At 69.9% G+C, this 26,247-nt stretch carries 25 protein-coding genes and 1 pseudogene; 12 read left to right on the plus strand and 14 right to left on the minus strand.

The genetic code is table 11. The annotated features are described in order from the left end of the window. Nucleotides 1-116: 116 nt before the first annotated feature. The gene (locus A5758_RS23890; RefSeq protein WP_067745252.1) at nucleotides 117-539 is read left to right on the plus strand and encodes an RDD family protein; all 423 of its coding nucleotides are present in this window, start codon (nucleotides 117-119) and stop codon (nucleotides 537-539) included. On the opposite strand, the gene A5758_RS23895 is transcribed toward A5758_RS23890, so the two are convergent. The 5 genes from A5758_RS23895 to sucB form a co-directional block, all read right to left on the minus strand. Further along, entirely contained in the window at nucleotides 540-1,292 is a 753-nt protein-coding gene (locus A5758_RS23895) for a DUF4191 domain-containing protein (RefSeq protein ID WP_067745255.1), read from the minus strand. Nucleotides 1,293-1,340: 48 nt separating this feature from the next. Further along, nucleotides 1,341-2,264 carry a lipoyl synthase gene (gene lipA / locus A5758_RS23900; protein WP_067745258.1) on the minus strand — a complete coding sequence of 308 codons (924 nt, stop codon included), beginning with the start codon at nucleotides 2,262-2,264 and terminating at the stop codon, nucleotides 1,341-1,343. Further along, nucleotides 2,261-2,959 carry a lipoyl(octanoyl) transferase LipB gene (gene lipB / locus A5758_RS23905; protein WP_067745262.1) on the minus strand — a complete coding sequence of 233 codons (699 nt, stop codon included), beginning with the start codon at nucleotides 2,957-2,959 and terminating at the stop codon, nucleotides 2,261-2,263. The genes lipA and lipB overlap by 4 nt, the downstream gene beginning before the upstream one ends. 152 nt (nucleotides 2,960-3,111) lie before the next feature. Then, nucleotides 3,112-4,023: a TIGR01777 family oxidoreductase gene (locus tag A5758_RS23910; RefSeq protein ID WP_067200947.1), complete on the minus strand. Its 912-nt coding sequence runs from the start codon at nucleotides 4,021-4,023 to the stop codon at nucleotides 3,112-3,114. Between the two features lie 14 nt (nucleotides 4,024-4,037). Beyond that, nucleotides 4,038-5,861 (minus strand): 2-oxoglutarate dehydrogenase, E2 component, dihydrolipoamide succinyltransferase, encoded by a 1,824-nt coding sequence (gene sucB, locus A5758_RS23915; protein WP_067745265.1) that lies wholly within the window; start codon nucleotides 5,859-5,861, stop codon nucleotides 4,038-4,040. A 196-nt stretch (nucleotides 5,862-6,057) separates the two neighbouring features. Between sucB and A5758_RS23920 the strand changes: the two genes are divergently transcribed. Continuing rightward, nucleotides 6,058-7,833, plus strand: coding sequence for an SDR family oxidoreductase (locus tag A5758_RS23920; RefSeq protein WP_067745268.1), 1,776 nt, complete (start codon nucleotides 6,058-6,060; stop codon nucleotides 7,831-7,833). 7 nt (nucleotides 7,834-7,840) lie between these two features. Here A5758_RS23920 and A5758_RS23925 read toward each other — a convergent pair whose 3' ends face one another. Beyond that, nucleotides 7,841-8,185: an aminopeptidase gene (locus tag A5758_RS23925; RefSeq protein ID WP_067745336.1), complete on the minus strand. Its 345-nt coding sequence runs from the start codon at nucleotides 8,183-8,185 to the stop codon at nucleotides 7,841-7,843. Between the two features lie 136 nt (nucleotides 8,186-8,321). Between A5758_RS23925 and A5758_RS23930 the strand changes: the two genes are divergently transcribed. Both A5758_RS23930 and A5758_RS23935 read left to right on the plus strand, forming a co-directional pair. Continuing rightward, entirely contained in the window at nucleotides 8,322-8,771 is a 450-nt protein-coding gene (locus A5758_RS23930; protein ID WP_067201064.1) for an SRPBCC domain-containing protein, read from the plus strand. After that, nucleotides 8,768-10,363, plus strand: a complete 1,596-nt coding sequence (locus A5758_RS23935; RefSeq protein ID WP_067745272.1) for an NAD(P)/FAD-dependent oxidoreductase — start codon at nucleotides 8,768-8,770, stop codon at nucleotides 10,361-10,363. Before A5758_RS23930 ends, A5758_RS23935 begins: the two co-directional genes overlap by 4 nt. Nucleotides 10,364-10,378: 15 nt before the next feature. Here A5758_RS23935 and A5758_RS23940 read toward each other — a convergent pair whose 3' ends face one another. Together A5758_RS23940 and A5758_RS23945 are read right to left on the minus strand one after the other, a co-directional pair. Then, nucleotides 10,379-11,926, minus strand: a complete 1,548-nt coding sequence (locus A5758_RS23940; protein WP_156622770.1) for a leucyl aminopeptidase — start codon at nucleotides 11,924-11,926, stop codon at nucleotides 10,379-10,381. A gap of 11 nt (nucleotides 11,927-11,937) precedes the next feature. Continuing rightward, complete coding sequence (locus A5758_RS23945) at nucleotides 11,938-13,062, minus strand: adenylate/guanylate cyclase domain-containing protein (RefSeq protein ID WP_067745279.1); 1,125 nt, start codon at nucleotides 13,060-13,062, stop codon at nucleotides 11,938-11,940. A gap of 41 nt (nucleotides 13,063-13,103) precedes the next feature. On the opposite strand from A5758_RS23945, the gene gcvT reads away from it, so the two are divergent. Beyond that, nucleotides 13,104-14,201 carry a glycine cleavage system aminomethyltransferase GcvT gene (gcvT, locus tag A5758_RS23950; protein ID WP_067745283.1) on the plus strand — a complete coding sequence of 366 codons (1,098 nt, stop codon included), beginning with the start codon at nucleotides 13,104-13,106 and terminating at the stop codon, nucleotides 14,199-14,201. 53 nt (nucleotides 14,202-14,254) lie between these two features. After that, the gene (locus A5758_RS23955; RefSeq protein ID WP_067745339.1) at nucleotides 14,255-15,361 is read left to right on the plus strand and encodes a branched-chain amino acid aminotransferase; all 1,107 of its coding nucleotides are present in this window, start codon (nucleotides 14,255-14,257) and stop codon (nucleotides 15,359-15,361) included. A 66-nt stretch (nucleotides 15,362-15,427) separates the two neighbouring features. Here the strand turns inward: A5758_RS23955 and A5758_RS23960 are convergent, their stop codons facing one another. The 4 genes from A5758_RS23960 to A5758_RS23975 are packed head-to-tail and all read right to left on the minus strand — an operon-like array spanning nucleotide 15,428 to nucleotide 18,470. Continuing rightward, complete coding sequence (locus A5758_RS23960; RefSeq protein WP_067745286.1) at nucleotides 15,428-16,186, minus strand: adenosylcobinamide-GDP ribazoletransferase; 759 nt, start codon at nucleotides 16,184-16,186, stop codon at nucleotides 15,428-15,430. Then, complete coding sequence (gene cobT / locus A5758_RS23965) at nucleotides 16,183-17,238, minus strand: nicotinate-nucleotide--dimethylbenzimidazole phosphoribosyltransferase (protein WP_156622772.1); 1,056 nt, start codon at nucleotides 17,236-17,238, stop codon at nucleotides 16,183-16,185. The genes A5758_RS23960 and cobT overlap by 4 nt, the downstream gene beginning before the upstream one ends. Further along, nucleotides 17,235-17,771 carry a bifunctional adenosylcobinamide kinase/adenosylcobinamide-phosphate guanylyltransferase gene (locus A5758_RS23970; RefSeq protein ID WP_067745293.1) on the minus strand — a complete coding sequence of 179 codons (537 nt, stop codon included), beginning with the start codon at nucleotides 17,769-17,771 and terminating at the stop codon, nucleotides 17,235-17,237. Before A5758_RS23970 ends, cobT begins: the two co-directional genes overlap by 4 nt. A 24-nt stretch (nucleotides 17,772-17,795) precedes the next feature. Next, nucleotides 17,796-18,470, minus strand: a complete 675-nt coding sequence (locus tag A5758_RS23975; RefSeq protein WP_067745298.1) for a DUF3043 domain-containing protein — start codon at nucleotides 18,468-18,470, stop codon at nucleotides 17,796-17,798. 191 nt (nucleotides 18,471-18,661) lie between these two features. Between A5758_RS23975 and A5758_RS23980 the strand changes: the two genes are divergently transcribed. Both A5758_RS23980 and A5758_RS23985 read left to right on the plus strand, forming a co-directional pair. Then, entirely contained in the window at nucleotides 18,662-19,738 is a 1,077-nt protein-coding gene (locus A5758_RS23980) for a glycerate kinase (RefSeq protein WP_066951824.1), read from the plus strand. Between the two features lie 100 nt (nucleotides 19,739-19,838). Further along, entirely contained in the window at nucleotides 19,839-20,195 is a 357-nt protein-coding gene (locus tag A5758_RS23985; RefSeq protein ID WP_067200914.1) for an iron-sulfur cluster assembly accessory protein, read from the plus strand. A 16-nt stretch (nucleotides 20,196-20,211) separates the two neighbouring features. On the opposite strand, the gene A5758_RS23990 is transcribed toward A5758_RS23985, so the two are convergent. Then, the gene (locus A5758_RS23990; protein ID WP_067200911.1) at nucleotides 20,212-20,871 is read right to left on the minus strand and encodes a hypothetical protein; all 660 of its coding nucleotides are present in this window, start codon (nucleotides 20,869-20,871) and stop codon (nucleotides 20,212-20,214) included. Between the two features lie 185 nt (nucleotides 20,872-21,056). Between A5758_RS23990 and A5758_RS23995 the strand changes: the two genes are divergently transcribed. Beyond that, nucleotides 21,057-22,031, plus strand: coding sequence for a carbohydrate kinase family protein (locus A5758_RS23995; RefSeq protein ID WP_067745301.1), 975 nt, complete (start codon nucleotides 21,057-21,059; stop codon nucleotides 22,029-22,031). Between the two features lie 79 nt (nucleotides 22,032-22,110). Here A5758_RS23995 and asnB read toward each other — a convergent pair whose 3' ends face one another. Further along, entirely contained in the window at nucleotides 22,111-24,054 is a 1,944-nt protein-coding gene (gene asnB, locus A5758_RS24000) for an asparagine synthase (glutamine-hydrolyzing) (RefSeq protein ID WP_067745304.1), read from the minus strand. Nucleotides 24,055-24,210: 156 nt separating this feature from the next. Here asnB and A5758_RS24005 point away from each other — a divergent pair, with 156 nt between their 5' ends. The 3 genes and pseudogenes from A5758_RS24005 to A5758_RS25960 all read left to right on the plus strand — a co-directional run. Beyond that, nucleotides 24,211-25,287, plus strand: coding sequence for a cytochrome c oxidase subunit II (locus A5758_RS24005; RefSeq protein ID WP_067745308.1), 1,077 nt, complete (start codon nucleotides 24,211-24,213; stop codon nucleotides 25,285-25,287). A gap of 13 nt (nucleotides 25,288-25,300) precedes the next feature. Continuing rightward, on the plus strand, nucleotides 25,301-25,720 hold the full coding sequence (locus A5758_RS24010; protein ID WP_067200900.1) for a cytochrome c oxidase subunit 4: 420 nt from the start codon (nucleotides 25,301-25,303) through the stop codon (nucleotides 25,718-25,720). A 181-nt stretch (nucleotides 25,721-25,901) separates the two neighbouring features. After that, nucleotides 25,902-26,247, plus strand: a pseudogene (locus A5758_RS25960) (hypothetical protein); the annotation flags it as partial.

Genomic DNA, 26,247 nt, shown 5'->3' on the forward strand with positions numbered 1-26,247 from the left:
GGGTTCTATTGTGGGGCCATGGATCGCAAGATCGTATCTGGTCCGGAGCTCGAGCGCAGTGTTCGCTTGCCGTCCCCGGCCGTGCGGGTCGGGGAGCCGAACGCTGGTCTCGGCCGATGACGCCGGAATCGCGATCCGCGTACCCCGGCGAGAAGCTGGGCCTGCCGGAAACCGGGCCGGGGTCCCTGGCCCCGATGGGCCGTCGGCTGGGCGCGTTGATGGTCGACTGGCTGATCTCCTACGGCCTGGCCGCGCTGGCCCTGCGCTTCGGCGTTTTCTCCGAACACATGTTGGCGACGGCGGTGCTGGCCATCTGGTTCGTGCTGGGCGTGGTCTCGGTGCGGCTGTTCGGCTTCACTCCCGGGCAGTTGGTGGTCGGCCTGCGGGTGGTGACGGTCGACGGGCAGGCGGCGGTCGGCATCGTCCGCGCGGTGGTACGGGGCGTGCTGGTGGGAACCGTCGTCCCGGCGTTGTTCACCGACTGGGACGGCCGGGGACTGCAGGACCGGCTGACCGCAACGGCGGTCGTGCGGCGCTGATTATTTACGGCGCACGGTGCGCTGCACACCGCGCATCTTGCCGGCGTTGGGGAGCGGCCCCTTCGGCAGGACGGCGGCGCCGGCCCGCGTCCCCAACGCGGCCAACCGGGACTCCAGCGTGTCCATCTGTTTGGCGGTGATGTTGGCCGGCAGGCGGTTGAGGTGGCGCTCCAGCTTGGACAGCGGAACCTCGTCGTCGCCGTTGCCGACGATGATGTCGTAGATCGGCACGTCGCCGACGAGCCGCGCGGTGCGCTTCTTCTCCTGGGCCAGCAGCGGCCGGACCCGGGCCGACGACCCTTCCCCGACCAAGATGACGCCGGGCCGGCCGATGACCCGGTGCACCGCGTCGAGGTGGCCGGTCGCGGCCACCCCCGGCGTCACCCGCCACTTGCCGCGCAAATTATCCAAAGCCCATGCGGCCGCGCCGGTTTGGCCCTCGGCCTTGCTGTAGACGCTTTTCTGCGCCCGGCGGCCGAAGATGATGAAGGCGAGCAGCCCGCCCAGCACCACGCCCAGCGGGATCAAGGTGATCATCGTCAGCCCGCCGGCCCACACACCGACCGCCACGGAGATTGCCACGATCAGCACGAAGGCGCCGATCATGTAGGGCAGCAGCCGCTTGTCCTCGCGGCGCTGCATGTTGAACGCCTGCCATAGCTGGGCGCGCCGCTCCTTCGCGGCGGCCTTGCGCGCGGCTTGCGCCTGCGCCCGGGCGGCCTTGTTCTCAGCGGCGGTGCGGGGTTTAGCCATAGTCAAAGAATACGTACCGCCGCCGCTGACTAGCGCGGCGCTACATCTTCAGGTGCGGGTGCGCGCGGCTTGCTCGTAGAGCCGGCCCGCCCGGTAGGACGACCGCACCAGCGGCCCGGCCAGCACCCCGGCGAAGCCCAGCCCCTCGGCGTGCCGGGCGAACTCGACGAACTCGTCGGGATGCACCCAGCGTTCGACCGGATGGTGCCGCGTCGACGGGCGCAGGTACTGGGTGATGGTGACGATGTCGCAGCCGGCGCCCCGCAGGTCGGCCAGGGCGGTGCGCACCTCGTCGGCGGTCTCGCCCAGCCCGAGGATGAGATTGCTCTTGGTGACCAGCCCGGCGTCGCGCGCCGCGGTGATCACGTCGAGGCTGCGCTGGTAGGTGAAGGCGGGCCGGATCCGCTTGAAGATGCGGGGCACGGTTTCGACGTTGTGCGCCAACACTTCCGGGCGGGATTCGAACACCTCGGCAAGCCGGCCGGGCTCACCGTTGAAGTCGGGGATCAACAGTTCGACGCCGGTCGACGGGTTGAGTTCCTTGATGGCGCGCACCGTCTCGGCGTAGAGCCAGGCCCCGCCGTCGGGCAGGTCATCGCGGGCCACCCCGGTGATGGTGGCGTAACGCAGTCCCATGGTGCGCACGCTGTCGGCGACGCGCCGCGGCTCGTCGCGGTCCAGGGCCGCGGGCTTTCCGGTGTCGATCTGGCAGAAGTCGCAGCGCCGGGTGCACTGGTCACCACCGATCAGGAACGTGGCTTCCTGGTCCTCCCAGCACTCGAAGATGTTGGGGCAGCCGGCCTCTTCGCAGACCGTGTGCAGCCCCTCGCGGTGGACCAGGCCCTTCAACTGGGTGTATTCGGGACCCATCCGGGCCCGGACCTTGATCCACGGCGGCTTGCGTTCGATCGGCGTTTGCGCGTTGCGGACCTCGAGGCGCAGCAATTTGCGGCCTTCGGGTGCGACAGTCACATGGCTGATGTTACGCGCGTACCCGGGTGTTCTTGGACCGGCAGGGCGCCGTCGAGGGCGTCGCAAACGGCGGCGGCGACGGCCGCGCGGATGTCGTCGACGACCACCGAACGTCCCAGCTCGGCGGACAACGACGTCACGCCGGCGTCGCTGATGCCACAGGGCACGATCGTGCCGAAAGCGCCGAGGTCGCAGTCGCAGTTGAGCGCGAACCCGTGCAGGGTAGTCGCGCGCGACACCCGGACGCCGATGGCCGCCACCTTGCGGTCGGGCCGGCCGCCAACGCCGGGCACCCACACCCCGGAACGGCCGTGCACCCGACCGGTCTCCAAGCCCAGGTCGCCGCACACCTTGATCAACGCCTCCTCCAGGCGCCGCACGTAATTCACCACGTCGAGCGGTTCGGCCAGGCCGATGATCGGATACCCGACCAGTTGCCCCGGGCCGTGCCAGGTGATCTTGCCGCCGCGGTCGGTGTCGACGACGGGGGTGCCGTTAACCGGCCGCTCGTGCGGCTCGGTGCGCCGCCCCGCGGTGTAGACGGGCGGGTGCTCCAGCAACAGCAGCGTGTCGCTGCCGCCGGCGACCCTGGCGTCGGCCAGCTCGCGCTGCAGCTGCCAGGCGGTGCTGTAGTCGACTGTTCCGAGCTGGCGAACCTCGATCGCGGCCCGGCTGGACCGGATGGAATCGCTCACGTTCGCGACGGTACTCGCCGGACAACCGCCCCGCGACGGGGCGTCACGCTGGGCGGCGTCAGCCACGCTGGCGTGACACTCGGCCGGCCGTAGTGGCTAGTCCCGATGGCGGCGACCCGCTTCGACCGGCTCCGCCGCCCTCGCGATCGCCGCTAGTCCTGGTCGCGCCGCGCGGTGGCGTAGCCGAGCGCCTCGCCAATCGTGTTGTGGTGGAACTGGAAACCGGCCCGCTCCAGCGCGGACGGGATGGCACGCTGGCCGGTCAGCACGCCCTCGTCGGCGAACTCACCGAGCGCGGCGCGCACTGCGAAACCGGGCATCATCAGCGGCGTCGGCCGGTTGACCGCCCGGCCGAACGCGGTGGTGAACTCGGCGTTGGTGACGGGCGCGGGCCCCGTCATGTTGACCGGGCCGGACAGCGCGGTGTTGGAGATCGCGAACAGCAGCGCCCGCACCTCGTCCTCCAGGGTGATCCAGGACATGTATTGACGGCCGCTGCCCAGCCGGGCCCCGAGGCCCGTCCGGAACAACGGCCGCAACCGCCCCAACGCGCCACCTGAGGGGGCGAACACCAGCCCCGTGCGGGCGAGCACCACCCGGGCGCCACCGTATTGCGCCGGCAGCGTGGCGGCCTCCCAGTCTTCGCACAGCTGAGCCAGGAAACCCCTTCCCGCCCGGTCGTTTTCGTCGACCACGTGGTCCTTGGTGTTCCCGTAGTAGCCCACCGCGCTGGCGTTGACCAGCGTCCCCACCCCGGCCTCGGCGACGGCATGCGCCAAGACTTCGGTCGGAGCGATCCGGCTGTCCCGCAGACCCTGCTTGAAGGCGCCCGACCAGCGGCGCTGGCCGACGTTGACACCGCACAGGTTGACGACGGCGTCGGCATCGCTGATCGCGTCGACGTCGAATTCGCCGCTCTCGGGGTTCCAGTGCAATTCGTCGGAATTCGACGGCGCCCGGCGCACGATGCGCAACACCCGGTGGTCGGCCGCACGCAGCGCCGCGGTCAAAGCGGATCCGATCAGTCCGGACGACCCCGCTATGGCGATGACGAGCTTGCCCACCGTTCGCCCGCCCCCTAAAGACCCAAGTCGGCCTCGAACGCTCCCTCTTCGAGGCGGTTCTTGATCGTGGTGAGGAAGCGTCCGGCATCAGCGCCGTCGATGAGCCGATGGTCATAGGTGAGCGGGAGATAGCAGATGGAGCGGACGCCGATGGACTCGTTGCCGAATTCGTCGACGATCACCCGGGGCCGCTTCACGATGGCCCCGGTGCCCAGCATGGCGGCCTGCGGCGGAACCAGGATGGGGGTGTCGAACAACGCGCCCTGGCTGCCGATGTTGGTGATGGTGAAGGTCCCGCCGGACAGTTCGTCGGGTTTGAGGTCACCCGAGCGGGCGCGCGCGGCGATGTCGGCGATGGCCCGGGCCAGTCCGGCCAGCGAGAGGTCGCCGGCGTTGTGGATGACGGGGGAGAGCAGCCCCTGTTCGGTATCGACCGCGAAGCCGAGATGCTCGGCGTCGTAGTAGGTGATCTCCTTGGTCTGCTCGTTGTAGCTCGCGTTGATGTTGGGGTGGACCTTCAACGCGTCGATCACCGCCCTGGCGATGAACGGCAGGAAGGTCAGGTTCACCCCCTCGCGTTCGGCGAACGCGGACTTCGCCCTGGCCCGCAACCCGACGATCCTGGTCATGTCGACCTCGTGGGTCTGGGTGAGCTGGGCCGTGGCCTGCAGGGATTCCCGAGTTTTGTTCGCGGTGAGCTGGCGGATCCGGCTGGCCTTCTGCGTGGTGCCGCGCAGGTGCGCCAGCGCCGGCGCCGTGGTGGGGGCGGCCGCCGGAGCCGCCTTGCCCTCCCCGGCCGGCGCGGCGGCGGGTGCCTGCGCTGGCGCGGGCGCCTTCTGGGCCTGTTGTTTCTTTTCCGCCGCGGCGAGCACGTCTTGCTTGCGGATGCGGCCGCCGACGCCGGTGCCGGTGATCCCGGCGAGGTCGATGTCGTGCTCGGTGGCCAGTTTGCGCACCAGCGGGGTCACGTACGGCGCGCCGTTCGGACTCGAGCCACTGGGCTGGGCCGCCGGTTGCGCCTGCGGCGGTTGGGCTTTCGGCGCCGGCTCGGGCTGCGAAACCGGCTGCGGTTCGGGCTTCGCCTCGGCTTTGCGTGGTTCGGGTGCCGGCTCGGGCTTGGGTTCCGGTTTGGGGGCGGGCGGCGGCGTGGGAGCGGAAGCGGCTTGCGAACCGCTGCCGATGCGTGCCAGCTCGCCGCCGACCGGCACGGTGGCGTCCTCTTCGGCGGTGATGCTGATCAGGACGCCGGCCACCGGGGAGGGAATCTCGGTGTCCACCTTGTCGGTCGACACCTCCACCAGCGCATCGTCTACCTGGACCGAGTCGCCGACCTTCTTCAGCCAGCGGGTCACCGTGCCCTCGGCCACCGACTCGCCGAGCTCCGGCATCAACACCGGGGTCGCGTCGCCGCCGCCGGAGCTCTGCGCGGCCGGCTGAGGCTCGGGCTCCGGCTGGGCCGTGGCTTCGGGTTCGGGCTCGGATTGGGCCGGCGGGGCGGCTTCGGCCTGCGGTTCCGGCTGGGCGGCTTCGGGCTGCGGTTCCGGCTGGCTGGGTGCCTGCGGTGCTGCCTGGGAACCGCCGCCCTGCGAACCACCCTCCGCCGAGTCACCGATCACGGCCAGCTCGCCGCCCACCTCGACGGTGTCGTCCTCCTGGGCGACGATCTTGGTCAGCACACCGGCGGCGGGCGACGGGATTTCGGTGTCGACCTTGTCGGTGGACACCTCGACCAGGGGTTCGTCGAGCTCGACCGTGTCGCCTTCCTGCTTGAGCCAGCGGGTGACCGTCCCTTCGGTGACGCTCTCACCGAGTGCCGGCATCTGGACGGAGAAGGCCATCGTTTTTGACTCCTCGATCGCTCGTGGGTCGGGGCGGGTCGAACATGTCGCTAGCCGTTCGAAGTAACTATCCAAAACTATCCTGTCACTGCATCCGCACCGGCACACATCCAGGGCGGACCGCGCGCGGATGCCGGGACGCCCCGAACGCCCTTGCTACGGTGTGGCCACTGCAGTTCAAGCGGGGAGGTCGGAGATGCCGGCAACACAACAGCTAGCCCAGCATTTCGTCGACAGCGCCGACGGCGCGCGAATCGCTGTCTACGAAGAGGGCAATCCCGAGGGGCCCACCGTCGTGCTGGTGCACGGCTTCCCCGACTCGCATGTGCTCTGGGACGGTGTCGTGCCGCTGCTGGCCGACCGGTTCCGCATCCTGCGGTACGACAACCGTGGCGTCGGTGAGTCCTCGGTGCCCAAGCCGGTGTCGGCATACCGCATGGACCGGTTCGCCGACGACTTCGCCGCGGTGACCGGCGAGCTCAGCCCCGGCCGGCCCGTGCACGTGCTCGCCCACGACTGGGGCTCGGTGGGCGTGTGGCACTACCTCAAGCGGCCCGGTGCCGGTGACCGGGTCGCCACGTTCACTTCGGTGTCCGGGCCCAGCCAGGACCAACTGGTCGACTACATCTTCAGCGGGCTGCGGCGGCCCTGGCGCCCGCGCACCTTCGCCCGGGCGATCAGCCAGGCGCTGCGGCTGACTTACATGATCTTCTTCTCGATCCCGGTGCTCGCGCCGCTGTTCCTCCGGCTGACGCTGTCGATCCCGGCGCTTCGGCGCAACGCGGTGGACAACATCCCGGTCGAGCAGATCCACCACTCGCCCCACCTGGCCCGCGACGCCGCCCGTTCGGTAAAGACCTATCCCGCCAACTACTTTCGCTCGTTCTCCGGCCGCGGGCAGGGCGTCGAAGTCGTCGACGTGCCGGTGCAGCTGATCGTCAACACCAAGGACAAGTACGTGCGGCCGTACGGCTACGACCACACGCCCCGCTTCGTGCCGCGGCTGTGGCGGCGCGACATCAGGGCCGGCCACTTCTCGCCGATGTCCCACCCGCAGGTGATGGCCGCGGCGGTGCACGAGTTCGCCGATCTGGCCGAGGGCAAACCGCCCAGCCGCGCGCTGCTGCGCGCGCAGGTCGGGCGCCCGCGCGGATCCTTCGGCGACACCCTGGTGTCGGTCACCGGCGCCGGCAGCGGAATCGGCCGCGAGACGGCGTTCGCGTTCGCGCGGGAGGGCGCCGAGCTGGTCATCAGCGACATCGACGAGGCGGCCGTCAAGGCCACGGCCGCCGAGATCGCCACCCGCGGCGGCGTCGCGCACGCCTACGTGCTGGACGTGTCCGACGCCGCGGCCGTGGAGGCGTTCGCCGAGCGGGTGAGCGCCGAACACGGCGTGCCCGACATCGTGGTCAACAACGCCGGCATCGGCCAGGCCGGCGGATTCCTGGACACCCCGGCCGAGCAGTTCGACCGGGTGCTCGACGTCAACCTGGGCGGTGTGGTCAACGGGTGCCGGTCCTTCGCGCGGCGGCTGGTCGAGCGTGGCACCGGCGGGTACATCGTCAACGTGTCATCGATGGCTGCCTACGCGCCGTTGCAGTCGCTGAACGCCTACTGCACCTCGAAGGCGGCGACCTACATGTTCTCCGATTGCCTGCGCGCCGAACTCGACGCCGCGGGGGTGGGGCTGACCACCATCTGCCCCGGCGTCATCGACACCAACATCATCAACACCACCCGGTTCGACGCGCCCGCCGGAAAGGGCGAACAGGTCGACGGCCGGCGCGGCCAGCTCGGCAAGATGTTCGCGCTGCGGCATTACGGCCCCGACAAGGTCGCCAACGCGATCCTGTCGTCGGTCAAGAAGAAAAAGCCGATTCGCCCCGTGGCTCCCGAAGCCTATGCGCTGTACGGTCTTTCGCGCGTGGCGCCGCAGGGCTTGCGTAACTTCGCGCGGATGCGGGTGATCTGACCGCGGTTTAGGTGCCCGCCCGCGCCGCGCCCTGACGGCCCGTCAGCAACACCCCACCGATCGCGAGCAGCCCGATGACCGCCAGCGGAATGGACCACGTGCGCCGGCTGCCCACCGACGACTGGCACTGCGCCACATAGTCGGTGTGCGGAACAACCTGATTGAGGATCGGGATGTTCGCCACGCTGTTGTTGTTGGCGCTTCTGGCCGCGGACAGGTCCGTCGCGACCGCGTTCCCGCACCCGATCGAATGGCCGTTGCCGTCGGAAATCGACACCGGCGCCAATAGCCCGATCACACCGGCCAGCAAAAGTACCGCGCCCACACCGAGAATCAACCGTCGCACCGTCACGATCTCGCCTTTCGCCGTCCGGATTTTGACCGCTAGGAGATTAACCACTGTTGGGGCCCGGTAAACCCGAATTTGACCGGTACGGCGGCCGCTACGTGGGTATTCCGCCGCGGTAGCCGAAAGGGGAATGGTTGTGGTGCTGAGTGCGACGCGGGACGTGGCCGCGCCTTGCGAGCGGGTGTGGGAAGTGCTGGCCCAAGGGTGGACCTACACCCAGTGGGTGGTGGGCAACAGCCGCATGCGGGCTGTCGATCCGGACTGGCCGGAGCCCGGCTCATCGATCAGGCACTCGATTGGGATCTGGCCGCTGGTGATCAACGACGCGACGGTGGTCGAAGAGTGCGAACCGCCGCACAAGCTGGTGCTGTGCGCCCGCCTGGGGCCGCTCGGTGCCGCGCGGATAACGATGCTGCTGCACGAGACCCCGACGGGCTGCCGGGTGGAGATGATCGAAGTGCCCGTCGAGGGCCCGATGGGGGCCGTGCCCAATTCCCTTGCGCTGGCTGCGGCTTACCCGCGCAACAAGGAATGTCTGTGGCGGCTGGGGGCTCTGGCGGAGCGCAAGGAGCCGAGCCAGGTGAAGTGATCGTGGGGGATACCGCGGACGCCGTCGTCATCGGGGCCGGACACCACGGGCTGGTCGCCGCCTCGATGCTGGCCGACGCCGGATGGGACGTGCTGGTGCTGGAAGCCCAGCCGGAACCGGGCGGCGCGGTCCGCAGCGCGGAGCTGACGCCCGGCTACATCACCGACCTGTTCAGCTCTTACTACCCGATGACGGTGGCCTCACCGGCGATGGCGGCGCTGCAGCTCGAAGACCACGGGCTGCGGTGGTCGCACGCGCCGGCGGTGGTCGGGCATCCGCGCAGCGCGGCAGATGACGACCCGCCCGTCGTGTATCACGACCCTGCCCGCACGGCAACGGAATTCGCGCGGCGGGAACCCGCCGATGGCGATAACTGGTGGCGGCTGGTGGACTTGTGGCAGCGGATCAAGGCTCCGCTGCTCGACGCCATGCTGGCGCCCTTCCCGCCCGTGCGCCCGCTGATGCGACTGCTGACCAAACTCGGTACGGCCGAGGCGATTCGGGTGGCGCGCCTGCTGGTGCAGCCGGCCAACACCATGGCGAGTGAGCTTTTCGCCAGCGAGGCGCCCCGAGTGTTGTTGTTGGGCAACGCGATGCACGCCGACGTCCCGCCGGACGCGCCGATCAGCGGCGCCATGGGGTTCCTGATGACAATGCTGGCCCAGGACGGCGGCTGGCCCGTGCCGGTGGGCGGTTCCGGTCAGCTGACGGCCGCCCTGGTCAACCGTGCCCGCTCCGCAGGCGCGCGAATCGAGTGCAACCAGAACGTTTCCCGTATCCAGGTGCGGGGCGGTCGCGCGGTCGGCGTGACGACGGCCGGGGGGCGCACCGTCGCGGCCCGGCGGGCGATCGTCGCCGACGTGGCGGCGCCCCGGCTGTTCCGCGACATGCTTCCCCCGGATGCGCTGCCGCCCAAGCTGTTGCGCGACCTCGAGCACTTCACGTGGGATCCGCCGGTGGTGAAGGTCAACTACGCCCTCGGCGGGCCCGTTCCCTGGCGCGCCCAGAAGCTGCACGGCGTCGGCACCGTCCACCTGGGGGCCGACGGTGACGGGCTGGTCCGCTGGATGGCCGACCTGAACACCCGGGTGGTGCCGGAGCATCCGTTCATGTTGTTCGGGCAGACCACCACCGCGGATCCGAGCAGGTCTCCCGCGGGCACCGAAAGTGTCTGGGCCTATACGCATTTGCCGCGCAACGTCGCCGACGACGCGTCGGCCGACCGGCTCGCCGCGGGGATGGACCGGGTCATCGAGGAACACGCGCCGGGCTTCGGTTCGGCGGTCATCGACAGGTTCGTGCAGCGGCCGTCGGACTTGGAGGCCAGCGACGCCAACCTGCACATGGGGGCGCTCAACGGTGGCACGGCGCAGTTGCAGCAGATGCTGATCTTTCGCCCGGCGCCCGGCATGGGCCGCGCCGAAACCCCGGTGCAGGGGCTGTATCTGGGCAGCGCGTCGGCAACCCCGGGCGGCTCCGTGCACGGCGCCTGCGGCCGCAACGCGGCGAACGCCGCGTTGGCCGCCGACGGCGCGACCGGTTGGCCGCGCCGCACGGTGCAGCGGGCCGTCTTCTCGTTGCTGACGAAGTGAGGCGCTAGCCGTTCGCTAGCCCTTTTCGCAGATGTCCTCGAGCACCGCGAACATGGTGCGGGTCGGCACACCGGTGCCGCCCTTGGGGGTGTGCCCCCACGGGCCGCCGGTGTTGTACGCCGGGCCGGCCACGTCGATGTGGGCCCAGCTCACGCCGTCGGCGACGAATTCGCGCAGGAACACCCCGGCCACCAGCATGCCGGCGAAGCGCTGGCCGCTGATGTTGGACAGGTCGGCCACCGTGGACTTCAGGTCTTCCTTGAGTTCGTCGGGCAGCGGCATCGGCCAACCGTTCTCGCCCACCCGCTGCGAGATCGCGGCGACGCGGTCGCGGAATTCGTCGCTGCCCATCACCCCGGGGATCCGGGCGCCCAAAGCCACCGTCTGCGCGCCGGTCAACGTGGACGTCTCGATCAGGTAGTCGGGGTTGTCCTCGCAGGCCCGCACGATGGCGTCGGCCAGGATGAGCCGACCCTCGGCGTCGGTGTTCTGCACCTCGACGGTGATGCCGCCGTATTGGGTCAACACGTCGCCAGGACGCTGCGCGGTGCCCGACGGCATGTTCTCGGCCATCGGCACGGTGGCGATCACGTCGATCGGCAACCGCAACTGGGCGGCCAGTGCCACCGTGGCGATGACCGCGGCCGCGCCGCCCATGTCCGAGGTCATGTGGTGCATCGACGCCGCCGGCTTGATCGAGATGCCGCCGGTGTCGAACGTGATGCCCTTGCCGACCAGCGCGACTCGCTTGGCCTGCTTGGACTTCTTGGCCAGCTTCGCACCCCGGTGGGTCAGCCGTACCAGCCGCGGCGGCCGCGACGAGCCCTGGCCGACGCCGATCACGCCGCCGTAGCCGGCCTTCTGTAGCGCCTTCTCGTCGAGCACCTCCACCTCGAGGCCCACGGATTCGCCCAAAGCCCTTGCACGCTTAGCGAATTCGGCCGGGAAGAGGTGACTTGGCGGCGTGTTGACGAAGTCGCGAGCGGTGGCCACCGCCGTCGCCACGGCCGCGCCGTGCGCGCTGGCCGCTTTGGCGTCCTTCGAGGCCGACAGGACGGTGATCTTGCGCAGCCCCTTGTCTTTCGGCGCGGTCTTTCCGCTGCGGAATTCGGTGAACCGGTAGCTGCCCAGGATGAGTCCCTCGACGGCCGCCGAGCAGACGTCGGCGTCGAAGTCACCGGGCAGCGTGAGGATCGCCGCCTCGGCGGTGCCCACCGACCGCGCCGCCACACCCGCGGCGCGCCGGACCGTGTCGGCCGGCCACTCGGGACGCGGTTTACCCAGGCCGATCGTCAGCACGCTCGACACCGGCAGCGACGGCACCACCAGGCGGTGGACCTGCTCACTACCGCCGGTGGCGTCGAGTGCCCGCAGGCCGGATTCGATCTCGGCGACGGCGTCGGCCGCCAGCAGCGACTCGCCGGCCGCAACCGCCGCCCCGGGCCGGTCCTCGTCGCCGGTCGAGACGACCGGCACGATCAATACCGAAGAACCCGCCCCGCGTTTCGGCAGCGACGTGGCGACATTGACGGATGGGCTTGCATAGCTCAATTCGGTGGTCACGGGCATTTACCCTAATCGGCGGAGCCCGCGCCGAGGTCGGGGGCGCCCGCGCCCCGCAGCTCAAAGGCGACGACGGGGGCGTCAAAACCCTTGAGTTCAAAGGGGCCGCGGGCCGTCGCCGGCCAGTCCGGCAGTTGCTCGTGCAGGGCCGAATCGGCCAGGATCTGGCACGGGGCGGCGGCCCCGACCAGGCGCGCCGCCAGGTTGACCGGACTGCCGAAGTAGTCCCCGTTGATCGCCAGGACGCTGCCGTACGCCAGGCCGGCGCGGACCTGCAAACCCTCTTCGCGCGCCCGCGGATGGTCGACGAGGTCGACCGCCGCCCTGGCCAGGCGTTCGGGCGACGCGCTCACCCACATCACCTCGTCACCGATGAACTTCACCACCCGGCCGCCATCGCGGTGCACCACATCCGCGACGGTCCCGGCGAATTCGTTGAGCAGATCCGAAAGCTGCGCGGGGGTCAGCGCGCGGGTGAGCACGGTGAAACCGGACAGATCCGCAAAACCGATGCCGCACACCACGCTTGCCGAGGTGTCGCGAAGGACGCCTTCGAAGTGGGTTCGCGCGCCGGTCAGATGGTGGCGATGAGCGACGTCGATCAGCGCCGAAATCCGGGGGACGAACTCCGCGACCGCGCGGTACGCCTGCGCCGTGGCGAGCTCGTCGTTGGTGTAGGTCATCTGGATGTCCGGCGTCCCGGCCCGGATCGCGGTCGACTCGGCCTCCGCGAGCCGGGCCATCGCGGCACCGAGGACCCGCAGCAGCCCGAACGCGCCGTCTTCGCCCACCACCGTCTTCAAGGCGACCCAGGTCGCCAGCGCATCGACGTCGGCCTGGCTCAGCGCGGGAACGTCGGGGCCGGCGACGGTCAGGCCGAGCAAACCCCATGCGTGGGTGACTTCCGCGGGTGACAAGCCGAGCTGCTCGGCGGCGGTCGCCATCGTGTGGATCGGGCGCCCCGACCATTGCAGGACGTCGCCGGCAAGCCCGAACAGCCGTCCGCGCTGCTCGGCCTCCACCATTTCGTCGACGCTGAAGCCGAGTTCGTCGAGGTATTTGATCAGGTCGGCCCGTTCGCGCGGGCGAGCGATTCCGGCAGCCTCAAGCGCTTCGAAGTCCGGGGAATCGACCACCCACCCAAGTGTGCCAGCAGCCGCGATTAGGGTGAACCGTCGTGACCGATGACTTACAGCATGGCCCGCTGGAAGACCGCCACCGCGACCTGGGGGCCAGTTTCGCTGAGTTCGGCGGGTGGCTGATGCCGGTCTCGTACGCCGGCACCGTCAGCGAACACAACGCCACCCGCAACGCCGTCGGCCTGTTCGACGTCAGCCACCTGGGCAAGGCGTTGATCCGCGGGCCGGGCGCCGCCGAATTCGTCAACTCGACGCTCACCAACGACCTGAGCCGCATCGGGCCCGGCAAGGCGCAATACACGTTGTGCTGCACCGAATCCGGCGGCGTCATCGACGACTTGATCGCCTACTACGTCGACGACGACGAGATCTTTCTGGTGCCCAACGCGGCCAACACCGCCGCGGTGGTCGAGGCGCTGCAGGCCGCTGCCCCGGCGAGCCTGACGATCACCAACGAGCATCGCTCCTACGCGGTGCTGGCGGTGCAGGGCCCGCGATCGGCGGACGTGCTCGGCGAGCTGGGCCTGCCGACCGGCATGGACTACATGGGCTACGCCGACGCCGCCTATGCGGGGGTGCCGGTGCGGGTGTGCCGGACCGGATACACCGGAGAGCACGGCTACGAGCTGCTGCCCCCGTGGGAATCCTCGGGGGTGGTGTTCGACGCGCTGGCCGCGGCGGTCGGTGCCGCCGGCGGGGAGCCCGCCGGGCTGGGCGCCCGGGACACGCTGCGCACCGAGATGGGCTACCCGCTGCACGGGCACGAACTGGCGCTGGACATTTCGCCGCTGCAGGCCCGATGCGGCTGGGCGATCGGCTGGAAGAAGGACGCGTTCTTCGGCCGCGACGCGCTGCTGGCGGAGAAGGCGGCGGGGCCGCGGCGGCTGCTGCGCGGCCTGCGGTTGGTCGGCCGCGGTGTGCTGCGGCCCGGGCTGACGGTGCTCGCCGGCGAGACGCCGGTGGGGGTCACCACGTCGGGGACGTTCTCGCCGACGCTGCAAGTCGGCATCGGGCTGGCGCTGGTCGACGCCGACGCCGGCGTCGAGGACGGGCAGCGCATCACCGTCGACATTCGCGGGCGTGCCGCCGAGTGCGAGGTCGTGCGGCCGCCCTTCGTCGAAGCGAAAACCCGTTAGTGCCGCCGGTTCAGGTGAAAAGCCCGGTCGCAGGCGGATATACAATCAGCCGCATGACCAGCGGCTCGCTCGAGTTCACGGTTTCGCGTTCGGCCCACCCCGCGACCGACGCCGAACGTGGATCCATCCTGGCCGAGCCCGGTTTCGGCAAATACTTCACCGACCACATGGTGTCGATCGACTACGACGACGACCGGGGTTGGCACAACGCGCGGGTCATCCCGTACGGCCCGATCGAGCTGGACCCGTCGGCGATCGTGCTGCACTACGCGCAGGAGATCTTCGAAGGGCTCAAGGCGTACCGCTGGGCGGACGGCTCGGTCGTGTCGTTTCGCGCCGAGGCCAACGCCGCGCGGTTGCGTTCGTCGGCGCGGCGGCTCGCGATGCCAGAACTGCCCGAAGAGCTGTTCATGGGCTCGCTGTGTCAGCTCATCGCGGTCGACAAGCCCTGGGTGCCCGCCGCCGGGGGCGAAGAGGCGCTGTATCTGCGCCCGTTCATCATCGCGACCGAGCCCGGGTTGGGCGTGCGGCCGTCGAAGCGGTACCGGTATCTGCTGATCGCCTCACCGGCCGGGGCGTACTTCAAGGGCGGCATCAACCCCGTCACCGTGTGGGTGTCGACGGATTACGTGCGGGCCAGCCCCGGCGGCACCGGCGCGGCCAAGTTCGGCGGCAACTATGCAGCCTCCCTGCTGGCCCAGGCCGAGGCCGCCGCCCACGAGTGCGACCAGGTGGTGTGGCTGGACGCCGTCGAACGGCGCTTCGTCGAGGAGATGGGCGGCATGAACATCTTCTTCGTGTTCGGCAGCGGCGGGTCGGCGCGGTTGGTCACCCCGGAGCTGTCCGGTTCGCTGTTGCCCGGGATCACTCGAGATTCGTTGCTGCAGTTGGCAATTGACGCCGGATTCTCCGTCGAGGAACGCAAGATCGACATTGACGAATGGCAGAAGAAGGCCGCCGCCGGCGAGATCACCGAGGTGTTCGCCTGCGGCACCGCCGCCGTCATCACACCCGTCTCGCACGTCAAGTACGGCGACACCGACTTCACCGTCGCCGACGGCCAACCCGGCGAAGTGACGATGGCGCTGCGCGACACGCTGACCGGAATCCAGCGCGGGACCTTCGCCGACACCCACGGCTGGATGGCGCGGCTGGGCTAGCCGCGTCCGAACGCCCGGCCAGCGGGGCAGCGGGACGCGAGCGCCCGGGCGCCCGGGCGCTCGGCCCTAGAACCGCACCAGCGCGGCGAGCGCGACGGCGCTCACCGTCGTGGTCAGCTCGATGGCGGCACCCAGCACGTCGCCGGTGATGCCGCCGAATCGGCGCACGCAGTGCCGGATCAACACCGCAGCGCAGCACAGCGCCGCCAGCACCGCGACCGGACCCTGCCACGGCCGAGGTCCCGCCGCCAGGGCAACGACCAGCAGCACCGCGACCCAGGCCGCCGCCACAACCACCGGCTGGCTGCCGGCGACCCGCACGCCCAGCGCGCTGCCCGCGGCCGCCGGCACCGACCGCCGACTCGCCAGCACCGCGGCGACGCGGCCCGCGAAGACCGCCACGGCGATGCCGATGATCCCCGGCCTGCCCGCCGCCCCCAGCGCCGCGAAGGCCAGCCCCTGCAGCGCGATCACCAAGACGACGGCCGCCGCGCCGGACGGTCCGGTCGACCCGTCGCGCATCACCGCCAGCGCGCGCTCCGGCGGCCCGTAACAGCCCAGCCCGTCGGCCGTGTCGGCGACACCATCGAGGTGCAGGCCGCGGGTGGCCAGCAGCAGCGCCACCACCGCGAGCAGGCCGGACAGCGGGCTGGACGCGCCAAACGCGTGAGCACCGCCCCACGTCACCGCCGCGGCCAGCGCACCCAGGACGGCGCCCACCACCGGCAGCGCCGTCATGGCGCCGCGGCCCATCGGCGCGTGCCGTGAACGCGGGACGGGAAGCACCGTACCGAACGCGAAAGCCGTTGCCAGCGAACGCATCACAGCGGGGGGGAAGCCTGGTTGGACACACCGGCCTGCGTGAACGTGGCCATCGACGACAGCGTGGCCACCGCGGCGCGCAGCAGCGGCAGCGCCAGCGCCGCGCCGCTTCCCTCACCCAGCCGCATCCGCAGATCCAGAATCGGCTCCAGGCCCAGCTCGGTAAGCGCCAGGGCATGACCGGGTTCGGTGGACCGATGACCGGCCTGCCACCACAGCCGGGCGCCGGGAGCCAGCCGCTCGGCGACCAGCGCGGCGGCCGTCACCGCCATCCCGTCCAGCAGCAGCGGAGTGCGTCGCACCGCGGCCTGCGCGCAGAAGCCCGCCATCGCGGCGAAATCCGCGCCGCCGCCGCAGCGCAGCAACGCCACCGGGTCGGGCAGCACGCGGCGCGCCCGGAACAGGGCGTCGCGCACCGCGGCCGTCTTGCGCGCCCAGCCGGCGTCGTCGATCCCGGTTCCGAAGCCCACCACCGAAACCGGTTCGGTGTTCGTCAGCGCCGCCACCAACACCGCGGCCGGGGTGGTGTTCCCGATCCCCATGTCCCCGGCGATCAGCAGGTCGGCGCCGGCGTCGACCTCCTCGTCGGCGATGGCGCGACCCGCGGCGATCGCGGCGGCGGTCTCGTCGTCAGTCAGCGCGTCCTCGACGGCGATGTTGCCGCTGCCGCGCCGCACCTTGTGGGCGCCGATCCGGTCGGTCAGGGCGTCGCCCGCCACCGCCAGGTCGGCGACCCGCACCGTCGCGCCGGCGAGATCGGCCAGCACATTGATCGCCGCCCCGCCTGTATCGAAGTTGGTGACCATCTGAGCGGTCACCTCCGGCGGGTAGGCCGACACCCCGGAGCGGGCGACGCCGTGGTCGCCGGCGAACACCACCACCCGGGCGCGCTCGAATTGCTTTGGCGGGCAAAGCCCTTGGCACGACGCGACCCACACGGAAAGGTCCTCGAGGCGGCCCAGCGCGCCGCTGGGCTTGGTCAGGGTGTCCTGGCGGGCGCGGGCGGCCGCGGCGACGCCCGCATCGGGCGGCGATACCGGGGCGAATTCCATCAGGTCCCCGGCGGCTTGATCGGCACCGCTTGCCCGGCCACCACCAGCACCACCCGGTCGCACAGCTCGGCGACCCGCTGGTTGAGGCTGCCCAGTTCGTCGGCGAACCGGCGCCCGGACACGGTGGCCGGGACGACGGCCAACCCCACCTCCGGGCTGACCAGCACCAGCGTGGAACCGAAGTCGCTGACCGCGGCGAGCATCTCATCGACCGGAGCCGCCACCGATCCGCCGTCCCATCCGTCGTGGCGATCCAGCGTGCCGGTCAGCCAGCTGCCCAGATCGTCGACGAGCGTCGGAGTATCCGGCGAGTTCCGCAATTGCGTTGCGACGTCGTCGGATTCGACCGTCGACCAATGCGCCGGCCGACGGTTGCGGTGCTCGGTGACCCGGTGCGCCCAGGCCGCGTCGCCCGAACCGGTGGGGCCGGGGGCCAGGTAACAGACCGGCTGGCCGGCCGGCAGCGCCTCGGCGATGGCGCCTTCCGCCCACCGGGATTTGCCCGACCGGATACCGCCGAGCACCAGAGTGCGCACCGTGCTCAGGCGGCTTTCCCGCGTCTAACCGACATCGCTGCCGCGCTCGACCTGGGGCCGCGGTGTGCGCATCCGTCGCATCTGCGAGGCCCGGCCGGCGGAGTAGAGGCCCAGCTTCCAGCGGCTTTCGGTGTTGTCGGGGAACTTGGCGTCCACCAGCTTGCTCACTTTGCGGCCAAGCAGGACCCCGTCGATACCCATCACGGCCATCAGCACCAGCATCGCCGGGGAAACCCAGAGCTGCAGCTGCGGGGTGGTGAACATGACGAACATCAGAAACAGCGTCGCCGGCATGAACAGGCCGAGCAGGTTGCGCCGGGAGTCCACCACGTCGCGCGCGTAGCGCCGTATCGGACCCTGGTCACGCGGCAGCAGGTAAGCCTCTTCGCCGGCCATCATGCGCTGTCGGCGATCCGTCATCCGCGCGCGGCTGGCGGTCCGGTCGGCCTTGCGCTCCTCGCGACTGAGCTTGGGGCCGGCCAGCGTTTTGCGCCGGGCGCGCGCCTCCGACGCGCTCATCGGCGCGGGTGCCACCGGCCCCTTGCGCCGCGCCTGACTGCGCTTGGGCGTCGGCCGGCCCTTGGGGCTCGTCCCACGCGACCCGCTAGCGGTTGTCTCGGGGGCGCCGGCGGCATCCGCTGCGGCCGCGCCCTCGTCAAGCTCTTCGTCCTGGCCTTTCTTACGGCCCATCAACTTCACAGAGGCCAGGTTACTTCGCGAATGGCTCGTCCCGGAATTGGCTTGGAATGCCTTGCTATTAGACCTGCGTCAGCCCCTCACTTGGCCCTACTCTTACCAGTGATGGACGGCTGCCTGTGATGGACGACGGGTCGATGGCCTCGGACGATGCTGCCTTGGGCCTCGCTCCCGGCCGTCTGCAACTGCCCGCCATGCTCGTCCTGGTGGCTCCGGATTGCTATGGCGACAGCATGACGGCCGTGGAGGCGGCCGCGGCCATCGCGACAGGCTGGACCCGGTGCCGCCCCGGCGACCGGTTCATCGTCGCCCCGCAGTCCGACGGCGGCCCCGGCTTCGTCGAGGTGCTGGCCAGCCGGCTGGGCAAGACGCGGCGTCTGCGGGTGTCCGGGCCGCTGTCCACCATGGTCGAGGCCAAATGGGTGTTCGACCCCACCACGACCACCGCTTACCTGGAGTGCGCGCAGGCGTGCGGCCTGGCCCTGCTGGGCGGTCCGCCCACCCCGGAGACCGCGATGGCGGCCCACAGCAGGGGAGTGGGGCAGCTGATCGCCGAGGCGATGCGGGCCGGGGCGACGCGAATCGTGGTCGGCCTCGGCGGCAGCGCGTGCACCGACGGCGGGCAGGGGATGATCGCCGAGCTCGGCGGCCTGGACTCCGCCCGCCGCCAGCTGGGCAATGTGGAGCTCATCGCCGCCTCCGACACCGAATACCCCCTGCTCGGGCCGTGGGGAGCAGCCAGGGTGTTCGGGCCGCAGAAGGGCGCGGACACGGTCACCGTCGCGGCCCTGGAAGTCCGCCTCCAGGCGTGGGCCTTGATCCTGGAAGCCGTGGCCGGACGCGACGTCAGCGCCGAACCCGGGGCGGCCGCCGCCGGCGGTATCGGCGCCGGGCTGCTGGCGCTCGGCGGCCGGTGCGAGTCGGGCGCGGCGATCATCGCCCATCACACCCGCCTGGCCGACGATCTGGACATGGCGGAGCTCATCGTCACCGGTGAAGGCCGCTTCGACGAGCAGTCGCTGCACGGCAAGGTGGTGGGCTATCTCGCGGACGCCGCCCGGCCGCGGGGAGTGCCGGTGATCGTGCTGGCCGGCCAGGTCGACCTGGACAACGCCACCGTCCGCTCGGCGGGCATCATGTCCGCCCTGTCCATCGCCGAGCACGCCGGATCGGCGCGGCTGGCGCAGGCCGACGCGGCCAATCAGCTGATGGGTCTGGCATCCGTGGTGGCGGCGCGGCTCGGGAATAGCGGTCCCGCAAGGTACCGTTGATCCAGTGGGCTTTTTCCGGGCGGATCTGGCCGCTTAACGCGAGGCCAGCGGGCTCGAACCTGAATGGACCCACCCAACGATGAGGCATGTAGGAGAAGCAATGACGGTGCAAAACGAGTCGACCGCCAAGACGCACGGCGTGATCCTGACCGAGGCCGCCGCCACCAAGGCAAAGTCCCTGCTCGACCAGGAGGGCCGGGACGACCTGGCGCTGCGTATCGCGGTCCAGCCGGGCGGGTGCGCGGGCCTGCGCTACAACCTGTTCTTCGACGACCGGACGCTGGACGGCGATCTGACCGCGGACTTCGGCGGTGTGAAGCTGACGGTGGACCGGATGAGCGCGCCCTACGTGGAAGGCGCGTCCATCGATTTCGTCGACACCATCGAGAAGCAGGGCTTCACGATCGACAACCCCAACGCCAGCGGCTCGTGCGCCTGCGGCGACTCGTTCAACTGACCGGGTAGCCCCGGGCTCAGTACGAGCCCCCGGTGCGCAGCACGTACGAGCAGACCATGATCTGGCCCCGCTGGAACAGCAGCTGGGCGATGCCCTGCAATTGACCGCGCAGCGGTCCGCCGGTCGCGGGCGACACCTTCATGGTGAACAGTGCCTGGGCCTGGTACTGCGACAGGTAGACGATCTTGTCGATCGAGGTGACCTCGACCTCGGAGAACTGCTTGCGGAACGCGTCGCTGCTCAGCTTGGCCAACGCCTGGTCGGAGCGTTTGTCGCGCACGCCGTCGTACATCCCGCACAGCGCGTTGCGCACGATCTCCTCGGTGTCGCGGTGGTCTAGCGCGTCCAGGTACCCCTGGATGGCCGTCTTGGCGGCGCCCTCCGAGAACGTGGCCCCGGTGTTGGCCCCGTTGGTGCGGACGCCGTAGACGATCGCCACGGTCAGCGCGGCCACCAGCGCGAAGGCCAACAGGATGCCGACGACCAGCCGCCGCTTGGATCGGGGCGGCGGCGGGTAGGGCATCGGCGGGGGCGGCTGCCCGGCATAATTGGCCGGAGCCGGGTCGCCGGCGCGCGGGTCGTCGGGAAATTCGAGCGGCTGAGATCCGGCCGGGGGCTCAGGTCCGCTGGGTCCGCTGCCGCCGACGGTGTGGTTCGGCGAGTGCGGACCTGCCATCCTGGTTCTCCTACGGTGGTAGACGGGAGTACGCGCGGGATACCCCGACCGAGCATCGTGTCCCGGCGACTTGAGCGAGTTCCCTAGGGAGGCTAGCGCACCGCTTCGTGCCGACCGTGGACACAGCGACGGTCCGGAGGCGTGCGTAAGCTAGATAACCTTACTAACGAAGGGCGGAGACATTCGTGACGATCGCGGTGACAGGTTCGATTGCGACCGACAATCTGATGCGGTTCCCGGGCAAGTTTTCCGAGCACCTGCTGGCTGAGCACTTGCAGAAGGTATCGCTCAGTTTTCTGGTCGACGACCTGGTGATCCACCGTGGCGGCGTGGCGGGCAACATCGCCTTCGCGATCGGCGTGCTCGGCGGCGACGTGGCGCTGGTGGGCGCGGCCGGCGACGACTTCGACGACTACCGGCAGTGGCTGCAGTCGCACGGTGTCAACTGCGACAATGTGCTGATCTCGAAGACGGCGCACACGGCGCGATTCACCTGCACCACCGACGTCGACATGGCCCAGATCGCGTCGTTCTACCCCGGCGCCATGTCGGAGGCCCGCAACATCAAGCTCGCCGACGTGGTGTCGTCCATCGGCGAGCCGGAGCTGGTGATCGTCGGGGCCAACGACCCGGACGCGATGGTGGTGCACACCGAGGAGTGCCGCAAGCTGGGCCTGCCCTTCGCCGCAGACCCGTCCCAACAGCTGCCCCGCCTGTCCGGCGAAGAGATCGACAAGCTTGTCGACGGCGCCGCCTATTTGTTCACCAACGACTACGAGTGGGAGCTGCTGCTCAATAAGACCGGCTGGTCGGAGTCCGACGTGCAGGGCAAGGTCGGCCTACGGGTGACCACGCTGGGCCCCAAGGGCGTGGACATCGTCGAGCCCGACGGCACGACGACCCACGTGGGCGTCGTGCCCGAGACCAGCCAGACCGACCCCACCGGCGTCGGCGACGCGTTCCGGGCCGGTTTCCTCACCGGGCGCAGCGCGGGCCTGAACCTGGAGCGCTCCGCGCAGCTGGGCTCGCTGGTAGCCGTGCTGGTGCTGGAATCGACCGGGACCCAGAACTGGGAGTGGGACCGCGAGACGGCGGTGAGCCGGTTGGCGGGTGCCTACGGCGACGACGCGGCCAACGAGATCGCCGCGGTGCTGGCCTGACGGCGTCGAGCGTGAGCTGAGGGCGGGGACACGCCGAAAATCTCCGCCCAGGGTTCACACTCGAAGTTCGCGACCCGGCCTATAGCTGGACGGGGTAGTGCGGCTCGCTGATCTGCGGCACCACGGTGTGCTCGACGAAGATCGCGTGCCAGAGCATGAAGATCAGCAGCGTCCACAGCCGGCGGCTGTGATCGCCGGCGCCGTTGCGGTGCTCGTCGAGCATCCGCCGGATGGCGGCCAGGTCGACGAGGTGACCGGCCTGCGAGGTCGCCACCAGCCCGTAGGCCCAGTCCAGCAATTCGCCCGCGCGCAACCAGTGCCGGATGGGCACGGGAAACCCGAGCTTGGGCCGGTGCAGGACGTGCGCCGGCACGATCGGCTCGAGGGCCCGCCGCAGCGCGTACTTGGTGGTGGTCCGGGTGATCTTGGCCTCGACGGGCAGTCGGGAGGCGACGGCGAACACCTCGGGATCCAGGAACGGCACCCGCAGCTCCAGCGAGTTGGCCATCGTCATCTTGTCCGCCTTGACCAGGATGTCCCCGCGCAGCCAGGTGAACAGGTCGATGTGCTGCATGCGGGCCACCGGGTCCCAGCCGGCCGACTGGGCGTACACCGAGGCGGTGACGTCGGTGTGGGTCCATTCCTCGCGGAAGCCCGGCAGCACGTCGCGCAGTTGCGCGTCGGAGAAGCTGCGGGCGTTGCCGTAGTAGCGCTCCTCGAGCGTCAGCGAGCCGCGGTGCAGCAGGCTCTTGCCCCGCATGCCCTCCGGCAGCGGCTTGGACACCTTGCCCATCGACCGCCGCAGCGGCCGTGGCAGGTAATCGAAGGGCTTGAGCGACAACGGCTCCCGGTAGATCGTGTAGCCGCCGAAGAGCTCGTCGGCGCCCTCCCCGGACAGCACCACCTTCACGTGCTTGCGGGCCTCCCGGGCGACGAAGAACAGCGGCACCAGGGCGGGGTCGGCCACCGGTTCGTCCAGGTACCACACGATTTCGGGCAGGGCCGCGACGAACTCGTCCGGGTGGACCACCTTGGCGATGTGGCGGGCGCCGATCGCCTCGGCCGAGGCGACCGCGACGTCGATCTCGGAGAACCCCTCCCGCTCGAAGCCGGTGGTGAAGGTGATCAGGTTGGGGTTGTGCCGGATGGCCAGCGCCGCGATGGCGGTGGAGTCGATGCCGCCGGACAGAAACGCCCCGACGGTGACGTCGGCACGCATGTGCTTGGCCACCGAGTCCTCGAGCACCGCGGTGATCTCGTCGTAGCGGGCCTGTTCGGTGTCGCGGGTGATGGGTGTGGCGGCGAAGCGTGGCACGAAATAGCGGGTAACCTCCGGCTGCCGCCCGGGCCGGATCCGCGCGTAGCAGCCCGATTCGAGCCGGCGCACCCCGCGGTGCAGCGTCTCGGGCTCTGGCACGTACTGCAGCACGGTGTAGTGCTGCACGGCGCGGTCATCGATCCCGGTGTCGAATCCGCCCAACTCCGCCAGGTCCAGCAGGCATTTCTTTTCGCTGGCCACCGCCGTGCCGCCGGCGCCGGTCGCCATGAAGAGCGGCTTGATGCCGAAAGGGTCTCGTGCGCAGAACAATTCGAGGGTGGCGGTGTCCCACAGGGCGAAGGCGAACATGCCGCGCAGCCGGGTGAGCACGTCGGCGCCCCAGTAGTGGTAGCCGGCGACGATGGCCTCGCCGTCACCGTCGGTGGCGAACACCGCGCCGTGCGCGGTGGCCAGCTCGTCGCGCAGCTCGAGGTAGTTGTAGATCTCCCCGTTGAACACCAGCACGTAGCGGTCGGGAGCCTCCGGCGGCCCCCACCGCAGCGGCTGGTGCGAGTGCGCGATGTCGATGATCGACAGCCGGTTGAAACCGAACACGACCGATCCGTCGGCACCCGGGTCGGTCCACGTGCCGGGCTCGTCGGGGCCGCGGTGGCGCATCAAGTGCGACGCGCGCGCGACGGCATCGTCGGCCCGGGCGGGGTCGGCACTGTCCGGGGCAGCGACGAACGCCAGCAGACCACACACGGCGCCCCAGTATGCCGCACGTTGGGCACGCCGTTGCGGTCCCACCCGGGACGCCCGCAAATGGCCGGGCGGCCCAGCGGGCCGGGGTTTCGTCGCTCGGGTCGGCGGCGTGGTCTACGCTGCGTAGTATTCGATATCCGAGCAGGAGGCGCCAACGTGACACCTCGCGAGCAGGTCCGTTCGCAACGTATGTCGCAGGGCAGGTTTCGGCAGGGTCTGTCCCGTCGTCTGCGGCCGCTGGCGCTGGCCGCGACGTTCGGCGTGTTGGCGCTCACCCTGAGCGGATGCGGCTGGTCGGACGTGCTGGGTCTGGGCTGGCCCAAGGGCATCACCCCGCAGGCCCAGCTGAACCGCGAGCTGTGGATCGGAGCGACGATCGCCTCGCTGGTGGTCGGGGTCATCGTGTGGGGTCTGATCTTCTGGGCGTCGGCCTTCCACCGGAAGAAGGCCACCGACACCGAGCTGCCGCGTCAGTTCGGCTACAACATGCCGCTCGAGCTGGTGCTCACCGTGACGCCGTTCCTGATCATCTCGGTGTTGTTCTACTTCACCGTGGTGGTGCAGGAGAAGATGCTGCACGTCGACAAGGACCCCGAGGTGGTGGTCGACGTCACCGCCTTCCAGTGGAACTGGAAGTTCGGCTACCAGCGCGTTGACTTCAAGGATGGCACGCTCACCTACGACGGTGTCGACCAGGCGCGTAAGAACGCCATGGTCTCCCGGCCCGAGGGCAAGGACGCTCACGGCGAGGAGCTCGTCGGGCCGGTCCGCGGGCTCAACACCGCGGACCGCACCTACCTGAACTTCGACAAGGTCGAAATCCTGGGCACCAGCGACGAGATCCCGGTGCTGGTGCTGCCCACCGGCAAGCGCATCCAGTTCCGGTTGGCGTCCGCGGACGTCGTCCACACGTTCTGGGTGCCCGAGTTCCTGTTCAAGCGCGACGTGATCCCCAACGCCGAGGCGAACAACTCGGTGAACGTCTTCCAGGTCGACGACATCAGCAAGCCCGGGGCGTTCGTCGGGCACTGCGCGGAGTTCTGTGGCACGTATCACTCGATGATGAACTTCGAGGTTCGGGTGGTGCCGCCCAACGACTTCAAGGCTTACCTGCAGCAGCGGATCGACGGCAAGAGCAACGCCCAGGCATTGCAGGCGATCGGCCAGACGCCGCTCGCGGTGACCACTCACCCGTTCGACACCAAGCGCGGTCAGTTGGCCGGAAGCCAGTAGGTTAGGACACCAAATGCATATCGAAGCCAGGCTTTTCGAATTCGTCGCCGGGTTCTTCATTGTGGTTGCGGTGCTTTATGGCGTGCTGACGGCGCTTTTCGCCACCGGCGGCGAGGAGTGGGCCGGGACGACCGCGCTGGCACTGACGGGCGGACTGGCGTTGATCGTGGCCACCTTCTTCCGGTTCGTGGCGCGCCGCATCGATACTCGGCCCGAAGACTACGAGGGCGCCGAGATCAGCGACGGAGCAGGTGAATTGGGCTTCTTCAGCCCGCACAGCTGGTGGCCGATCCTGGTCGCGCTGTCGGCGTCGGTGAGCGCGGTGGGTATCGCGCTGTGGCTGCCGTGGCTGATCGCCGCGGGGGTGATGTTCGTCCTTGCGTCGGTCGGGGGACTGGTCTTCGAGTACTACATCGGGCCCGAGAAACACTGATCCGCAGCCGTTAAGGTCACAATCCGATCACGTGATCTGTGGCCGGTTCGCCAAGACTTCTTTGCCCCTCTCGGTTCGGTAGTGTTTTGCCCAGGCAAATGACAATTTCTCAAGCGCGCGCGCAACGATATGGCCCCGGGGCCCCGCGCGCTGGTGAGGCAGTCGGACAGGGCAGGCAAAGATGAGCGGGCCGAAACCACCGGAATGGGATCCTGAGGAACCCGATTCGGTGAACGAGGCTCCCCACCAACCGGATTCCGACATCGAGCCCGCGGACGTCCCCGAACCCGAGGGCGAACCCGGGCACGTCGAAGAGATCGAACCCTTCGACGACGGCGCCGAGCCGGCGGCCGACCAGACGGGCCAGACCGACGCCTATTCGCGGGCCTATTCGGCGCCGGAGTCCGAGCATTTCATGAGCGGCCCGTACCTGCCGGCCGACCTCAGGCTCTACGACTACGACACCTTCGACGAGTCGGCCGACGCCGAGGACGAACACGGCGCTCCGCGCTGGCCATGGGTGGTCG

Origin of the sequence: Mycobacterium sp. 852014-50255_SCH5639931 (genome assembly GCF_001665605.1) — a bacterium.
GTDB lineage: Bacteria > Actinomycetota > Actinomycetes > Mycobacteriales > Mycobacteriaceae > Mycobacterium > Mycobacterium paraffinicum.